Origin of the sequence: Gilvimarinus gilvus, from assembly GCF_030518155.1 — a bacterium.
Classification (GTDB): Bacteria; Pseudomonadota; Gammaproteobacteria; order Pseudomonadales; family Cellvibrionaceae; genus Gilvimarinus; species Gilvimarinus gilvus.
Window position 1 is genome coordinate 1 of sequence record NZ_JAULRU010000550.1, and the last position, 339, is coordinate 339.

General features: G+C 39.5%; 1 protein-coding gene. It reads left to right on the plus strand.

Annotated elements, in window-relative coordinates; genetic code table 11:
* Positions 1–339 (plus strand): AAA family ATPase (locus QWI17_RS10530; protein ID WP_302722466.1); only part of this gene is annotated, 339 nt, incomplete at both ends.

Sequence of the window (339 nt, forward strand, 5' to 3'; positions counted from 1 at the left end):
AAGATGAAGCGGTAACGAAAGTTGTGAAAGCAATTCAATGTAATCGTGCAGGTTTGAAAGATCCAAATAAACCAATTGGTTCATTCATTTTCTTAGGAACTACGGGTGTTGGTAAAACACAATTAGCGAAAGTTTTGGCGAAAGAAATCTTTGATTCTAACGATGCATTAATTCGTATCGATATGTCAGAATACATGGAGAAATTTGCCGTTTCTCGCTTAGTTGGAGCACCTCCGGGCTACGTTGGTTACGAAGAAGGTGGACAATTGACTGAAGCAGTTCGTCGTAAACCATATGCGGTAATTTTGTTAGATGAGATTGAGAAAGCGCATCCAGATG